Origin of the sequence: Sulfuricurvum sp. (assembly GCF_049305995.1) — a bacterium.
In the GTDB taxonomy this organism is placed as follows: domain Bacteria; phylum Campylobacterota; class Campylobacteria; order Campylobacterales; family Sulfurimonadaceae; genus Sulfuricurvum.
On the sequence record NZ_JBAQPS010000105.1, the window covers coordinates 1 to 7,326 of the forward strand.

Annotated in this window: 8 protein-coding genes and 1 pseudogene; all 9 read left to right on the top strand. The window is 42.8% G+C overall.

Going from position 1 to position 7,326, the window contains the following annotated elements:
- Positions 1-653 (top strand): annotated as a pseudogene (locus WA010_RS03500) (hypothetical protein); the annotation flags it as partial.
- Positions 650-1,303: a response regulator transcription factor gene (locus WA010_RS03505; protein ID WP_422555786.1), complete on the top strand. Its 654-nt coding sequence runs from the start codon at positions 650-652 to the stop codon at positions 1,301-1,303. The pseudogene WA010_RS03500 and the gene WA010_RS03505, both read left to right, overlap by 4 nt.
- Positions 1,293-2,459, top strand: coding sequence for a sensor histidine kinase (locus WA010_RS03510; protein ID WP_422555787.1), 1,167 nt, complete (start codon positions 1,293-1,295; stop codon positions 2,457-2,459). The genes WA010_RS03505 and WA010_RS03510 overlap by 11 nt, the downstream gene beginning before the upstream one ends.
- 75 nt (positions 2,460-2,534) lie before the next feature.
- Positions 2,535-3,056, top strand: coding sequence for a sulfur oxidation c-type cytochrome SoxX (gene soxX / locus WA010_RS03515; RefSeq protein ID WP_422555788.1), 522 nt, complete (start codon positions 2,535-2,537; stop codon positions 3,054-3,056).
- Positions 3,057-3,070: 14 nt separating this feature from the next.
- Positions 3,071-3,541 (top strand): thiosulfate oxidation carrier protein SoxY, encoded by a 471-nt coding sequence (gene soxY, locus WA010_RS03520; RefSeq protein WP_422555789.1) that lies wholly within the window; start codon positions 3,071-3,073, stop codon positions 3,539-3,541.
- A 73-nt stretch (positions 3,542-3,614) separates the two neighbouring features.
- On the top strand, positions 3,615-3,941 hold the full coding sequence (soxZ, locus tag WA010_RS03525; RefSeq protein WP_422555790.1) for a thiosulfate oxidation carrier complex protein SoxZ: 327 nt from the start codon (positions 3,615-3,617) through the stop codon (positions 3,939-3,941).
- 3 nt (positions 3,942-3,944) lie between these two features.
- A complete protein-coding gene (gene soxA / locus WA010_RS03530; RefSeq protein WP_422555791.1) occupies positions 3,945-4,718 on the top strand; it encodes a sulfur oxidation c-type cytochrome SoxA in 774 nt (257 codons plus the stop codon).
- A 10-nt stretch (positions 4,719-4,728) separates the two neighbouring features.
- A complete protein-coding gene (soxB, locus tag WA010_RS03535) occupies positions 4,729-6,495 on the top strand; it encodes a thiosulfohydrolase SoxB (RefSeq protein ID WP_422555792.1) in 1,767 nt (588 codons plus the stop codon).
- A gap of 139 nt (positions 6,496-6,634) precedes the next feature.
- On the top strand, positions 6,635-7,326 hold a 692-nt coding region (locus WA010_RS03540), incomplete at its 3' end, for an OprD family outer membrane porin (protein ID WP_422555793.1).

Below are 7,326 nucleotides of genomic sequence, written 5' to 3' on the forward strand. Positions count from 1 at the left end.
GGATCAAAGCGACTGTTCCGGTCTACCATACCGAAAAGATGATCGGCTTTGTGGAAGTGGTCTCTTTTTTCGAATCGACTCAGGAATATTTCGACCGTTTGGGGATTGATCTGTATATTTTGATGGATGAACGGTTTTACGAAACGGCGGTATTTATGCAAGATAATCCGAGCATCGGAAAAGAGTATATTTTAGCAAATCCCAAATATACCAAAAGTGATTTGAAGTTTTTAAACGGAGTCAATTTTAAAACCTTGAAAACCGCACGTGTGCTTGTCAGTGGAGGACGGTATCTTTTTTATGAACCAATGATGAACGGTGAGGGGGAAAGTATCGGAGCGTTTGTTTTTTCCCTTTCTCCAAAACAAATCAGTACTTACGCTCACTCGGACGAAGAGGATATATCCTTTTTGATTCATCTTTCCCGCAGTGAATTATACGATGTGATGATCAAAAAAACGCCCGCTAATACACCGTATCAAAGTGTTTATGATAAAGAGCTATTGTATCTAAAAGATACAGTTCCTCCCGAAGATCGGGAACTTTATCTGGAAGAGGCGAGGGAACGATTGGGAACGTACTCCAAAGAAGAGTTGATCGGAATACTGCTGGGTTATAAAGTGACAAACGAAATCAAGGGAGAGATACGATGAAAGTGTTGCTACTTGAAGATGAGTATATGCTCCGTATAAGCATTACTGAATTTTTAGAAGATTTGGGGCTTGAAGTTATGGGATTCTCTAACGGAGAGAGGGCATTTGATGCCATATATGAAACCCATTTTGATCTTTATCTTCTCGATGTGAACGTACCGGGGATGAATGGATTTGATCTGCTTCGGACATTGCGTAAGGAAGGGAATAAAACACCGGCGATTTTTCTCACCTCGATGGTCAATGTGGATGATTTGCAAGAGGGGTATAAATCGGGGTGTTGTGACTATATCCGCAAACCGTTCGATCTAACCGAGTTGCAGATACGGATCATGCACGCGCTGAAAAGTCACTATCATGACGGTGAAAATAAAATTGATTTTGGTTCAGAGCTGATGTATGATACAGAACATTTTACGTTGACTCACGAGGGGGTAAATATCGCCCTCTCAAAAACGGAAAAAGAGATTTTTACCGTTTTACTCAAACACACAAATCAAATCGTATCGGTGGAAATGTTCCAAGATGAGATTTGGGGTGAGTACGTCGATCCTGCCAACATACGGGTTCAGATTAACAATTTACGTAAAAAACTCCCCATAGAGATCATCCAAAATCGACGCGGGCTGGGATACATCATTGAACGATAATCGCTATGCTCTCAAAAACGCCTTTTTGTATACGATGCTGGTGGCAGTGTTGCTCCTCGCCCCTACTTATCTGTATGTAACGTACATGAAATACGTGTATGAGATTCAGTATGAATTTAAGCTCAAACGTCAATCGCATCTTATACTACGGGCTATGGAAGAGTTTGACCCAAAAGAGAAACAAACGTTTGATTATCCGAGGTTCCGCTCGTTTCAATCAGGGCTGTATGATCTCCATTTCAATCCTATTTTTACCCTGATTCAATCTGATCTAATGATTCAAAAAACGGGATATTATATACAAGATGGATATGCGTATTTGATCGTGGCACTCCCTGAGAGACGTTATTTTGATGCATCGTATCTGGTGGTAGGAGGGGAGATTTCGTATGCCCGAATTTATCAGGATGTAGTAGTCATCCTCCTCTCGATTGCGGCGTTGATTTTTGTATTATCTCTTTACTTTTTGGACCGTTTCGCATTACCGTTTCAGAGGATCAATCAACGGCTGGATCAATTTATCAAAGACTCGATGCATGAGATCAATACGCCGCTTTCGATCATTAACGTCAATATTGATCTCTATCATCGCTCCAACCCGAGTAATAAATACCTTCAGCGGATTAAAGCGGCAACAAAAACATTGGCAACACTCTATAACGATATGGACTATCTGATTAAAAATGAACGTTTGGCTTTTGAGTATGAGCGAATCGATTTGAGTTTGTATCTTCAAGAGAGGATTGATTATTTTCATGAAGTGGCGGCGCTCAAAAATATAACGATACGTCCCCATCTCGCTGAAAATGTTATCCTCCATTTTAATCCGACTCAGTTACAGCGTATTATCGATAATAATCTCTCCAATGCGATCAAATACTCTCATGAAGAGGGGGAGATTGAAGTTGTTTTAGAAGGTTTTGCCGACCATTGCATACTCCGATTTCAAGATAACGGAGTCGGGATCGAAGATGTAAATCGCATTTTTGAGCGTTATTATCGCGAAAACCGTGATAAGGGGGGATTTGGAATCGGACTTAATATTGTTAAATCGATTATCGATAAAGCGGGAATTGAGCTCGTCATCGACTCCGTATACGGCGAGGGGAGTACCTTTTCGTATACGTTTTACCCCCCACTTTATACATCCGCGTAATTAGTGAGTTTTTTTACATAAATTTTACACTCCTGTCTTACAATACTCCTCGAAATAAGAATTTAAGGAGAGCCAATGCGAAAAGTGATCATGCTCGGTCTAGCGACTTTTTTAAGTGCAGCCGATTTATCACAGGTAATTGAGACCCCGGATGCGACGGCCATTTTGATTAAAGATGCCTTGCCTGCTGCAAAAGCGTATACGATGATCGAGGGTTGTGTCAGTTCTGATCCTAAAGCGATCGCTCGTGGACAATACATTTTTCATAATCTAAACGGAAAAGATGCGAAAGAGAATCCGCCGGAAGGTTTAACTCGTCTTCTACCTAACGGTAAAGAGAAACAAATGGGTAACTGTGTCGCCTGTCATAATATCGAGGGTGCAAAAGGGTACGGTAATATCGGACCGGACTTGAGCAAGTATAAAGAGCTCTTTATAGATAGCGGAGTTCGCAATGCTCAGTTTATGTACCAAAAGATCGCTGATCCACGATTGGACAACCCAAAATCGGCGATGACGGTTAACCTCGCCAATGGTTTGATGAACGAGCGTGAAGTATGTGATTTGGTATCCTACATCACAGCCGTTAAAAAGTAAATAAGGAGAATATTATGGAAAGAAGATCATTTTTAAAAGGTTTTGGAGTGGCGGCGGCGTGCGCAGTAGCACTCCCTCATGTGGCAAGTGCGGCGGATGAGAAAAAACCGACAGGTCCCAATGAGATGAATTATGAGACAGCGGTAGCGGCGATTACCGGCGGCAAAGCGTTGGTAGCATCTAGTAAAGTAAAAATGGAAGCCCCTGAGATTGCTGAAAACGGTGCGGTTGTACCGGTTAAAGTAACGGTTGAAAGCCCAATGACATCCAAAGATCATGTTAAAGCAATCCATGTACTCGCTTCTAAAAACGGAAATGTACGTTGTGCAAATATCTATTTGACCCCTGCAAACGGTGAAGCATTTTTCGGTACCCGTGTAAAACTCGGTGGGACTCAAGATGTTGTCGCTATCGCTGAGATGAGTGATGGAACGTTCCTCACCGCGAAACAAAACGTCAAAGTAACCATCGGCGGATGTGGTTGATTTAGAATCAACGTCATTCCCAACTAGATTGGGAATCCAGTTTTATAAAAAAGAAACAACAAGGATAATAAAAATGAAAACATTGATCAAAATCAAACCAAAAGATTACAAAGCAGGCGATATCGTCAAAATCGATTTTATGGCAATGCACCCGATGGAAACAGGTATGCGTAAAAACAAAGATACGGGAGCGATTATCCCGGCTGAGTATATCGATGAAGTTAAATTTATGTTTAACGATGCGTTGATTACAAAAATGGTTATCTGGGAATCATTGTCAGTTAATCCGCTTATGTCTATCAGTTTTAAAGTTCCAGGTGCAGGAACACTCAAAGTTATCGCTAAAGATAACAAAGGGCAAAGCGTCGAAACGACCAGTGCCATCAATCCAAAAGGATAAATCATGCGAACGTTATCAATCACGGCAGCGTTAGTGTGTTTAGCCCTTTTGGGTTCCGTTAATGCAGAAGAAAAATTGAGTATGTCGGATGCCGATAAAAAAATGTATGCGGAGCTTTTAGAGAGCAATCCGGCTGAGATGGAAGTGGCTGAGGGTGAACAACTTTTCGGTGAACTTGTCGGAACAGCTAATTATGCAAAAATGCTGGGTGTAAAAGAGAAAGATCTTCCGAAATACATTGCAAGTTTTCCCCGTTATGTAGAGAGTGCAAAAAAAGTAGTGACGTTGGCACAGACTATTCAAATGGCAGCTGCAGCAAGCGAAAAACCCTCTCCAAAGCTAGAGAGCAAAGAGATGGTTAAAATGTCGGCGTATGTGAAATCAATCGCAAACGGACAAAAAACCTCTATCGATGTCAAAGCAAACAAACACATGGTTGAGATGATGAAACTCGGACAACAAGTGTTTGAAGAGCGTCGCGGCGGTCGCGGCCTCTCATGCAACAACTGTCACAGTATGGATATCGTCGGTCAGCGTCTTCGTATGCAACCGCTTCCTGATCTAGGGGCGAAAGAGACAGCAGCAGCTGGAACATGGCCGGCATACCGTATGACTCAAAGTCAAATGGTCACATTGGATAAGCGTATGCAACAATGTATGAAAAATGCTCTCCTCGCAGAGATTCCACTTGGATCACGTGAGATCGTTGCACTTGAAGTGTACGTTACGAACAAAACCAAAGGGAATCCTATTAATGTCCCTAGCGTGAAACGTTAAGGATCAGGTTATGGATTTATCACGAAGAGACTTTTTCCATATCGCCGCCGCTCTTGGGATCGGATTACCGGCTGTTGCCTCTGCAGCGGCAGGTCCTAAGCGGATTGACGAAGTGGGATTAAAAGATATTTACAGCTTCAACGCGAAAGGGAATGTGACGCTGTTGCATATCTGTGATATGCATGCTCATATCAAACCGCTCTACTGGCGTGAACCATCGACATTGATTTCGGCTCCGAATTTGACGGGGACACCGGGATTTTTGTGCGGTGAGTCGTTTTTGAAGCATTACGGAATGCAGGGTAAAACCTTGGATGCCTATTTCGATACGTTTATGAATTTCGACTCTCTTGCCCATAAGTTCGGAAAAATGGGGGGAATTTCACACATGAAAACCCTCATCAACCATGTCAAAAAAGAGCGTGGTGCCGATAACGTATTGCTCCTTGACTCAGGGGATACGTGGCAAGGGACGGGCGTTGCCCTTAAAACGACCGGTGAAGCGATCGTAAAAGCCCAAAATTACCTCGGTGTAGACGTTATGGTCGGTCACTGGGAATTTACCTACGGTAAAAAACGGGTCAAAGAACTCATCGAGATGTTGAACGCAAAATTCGTTTCCCAAAACGTCGTCGGAGATGATTCGTTTGCCGATGATTTTGAAGAGCTTATTTTTGAACCTTACACTATTATGGAGCGCGGCGGTGCGAAGATCGGTATTATCGGTCAGTCGTTTCCGTTTACTTCGACGGCAAACCCGAAAGAGTTTACCCAAGGGTGGAGTTTTGGTCTGCGTTTAGATACACTCCAAACCTATGTCGATAAACTTCGTAAAGAGGAAAAAGTGGACTGTGTCGTTGTCCTCTCGCATGATGGTTTCAGCGTTGACCAAGAGGTTGCCCGTCAAGTCAAGGGGATCGATTTCATCCTCAGCGGACACACCCATGATCCATCACCTCGTCCGACCGTGATCAACGGAACGGTGATCGTGATCGCGGGAAGCCACGGTAAATACGTAGGGCGTTTGGATATCGATATCCAAAACCATAAGGTCAAAGGGTATGAGTACAAACTCATCCCTGTAGCCTCCAACCTGATCCCTGCTGATCCAGAGGGTGAAGCATTGGTCAAAGAGCTGTACTCACCGTACGATTCAGAGCTTTCTGAAGTGTTAGGGATTACAAAATCGACGTTGTTCAAGCGCGACACGTTCCATTCTACGTTCGATCAGCTGATCAACGATTCGATTATCGATGCGATGGATTCGGATATTTCATTTACTCCGGGATATCGATGGGGAACTACGGTTCTCGGTGGTGACAAAATCACGATGGATGATGTCTACGATATGACGGCAATCACCTATCCGAACGTCTATACGTTTGAATTGACAGGGCTTCATATCCGTACGTTGCTCGAAGATATTGCGGATAACGTTTTTAATGCCAATCCGCTTTATCAACAAGGTGGAGACATGAGCCGCCTCGGCGGTGTCACCTACGAAATTCGTGTCGGAGCCGCTACAGGAAAACGGATTACGAATATTATGGTGGGGGGAAAACCTCTCAATGATTCGAAAGTGTACAAAGTCTCTTCATGGGGTGGCAACCTGCAAAATGCAGGTTCAAACCTCAAAGACTCATTGACCCGTCCGGTTTTTGATGTCACTGCGGGGTATATTCGTCGCCAGAAAAATGTGAACATCAGCGGTAACAGTAATGTCCGTATCATGGATTATAACTGCGGATGTCCGAAAAAAGGCTCAAAAAGCTGTTAGAGACTAAAATCTGCCCCGTATGGGGCAAGCGTTTGCCTGCACTTTGTTAGGCTTTTCGCTTCGATACATGTGTCATAGCGGTTAGCGTAGCCAAAGGGATTTTATTCCTTTGGCGTTTAAATCAAAATAGGAGTTAGGAATGAAATTAGTAAAACTTAGTATGGTAGCGGCTGCTACTTGTTTATTGGCAACGTCGGCGCAAGCGCTTAAAACAGAAGACCGTGTTCTTAAAGGGAATTATCAAGTTGAATATACCAAAACACCTAGTGCGGTAAATTCTATTCAAGAGATGTTCACCGAGGGTGAAGTCTATGGACGTCTACGTTCAAATTCATTTTTTTGGGATTGGGATACTCAAAAAAATGGTACTACTGCTGATAATAGAATGTGGGGTATTGGTGGTAGTTTAGTCTACAAAACAGGTTATTTTCATGGGATTGGTGCAACTGTAGGGTTCTACGGCACGGTTCCAATGCATAATGATAATAAAGATGGTTTTAGCGCAACAACAAACTATGGAAAAGCGGGTAAAGATACCTATCATACACGTGCAGACGGTACCGAAGGGGCAATGGGTAACTTTGCAGAATCGTATTTAGAGTATAAAAATGGTAAGAGCAACGTCAAAGTAGGACGTCAAGGTATCGACAGTATTATGCTTGCTACCAATGATACAAAAATGATTCCAAATACCTTTGAAGCAGCCATAATTGAAAATAAAGATATTCCAAATACGTCTATTCGTGCCGGTTATATCATGTCTCAAAAATTGCGTGATCACCAATCGTTTCATAGTATTGTTGCATTTGAAAAATACAATGAAAATGATGA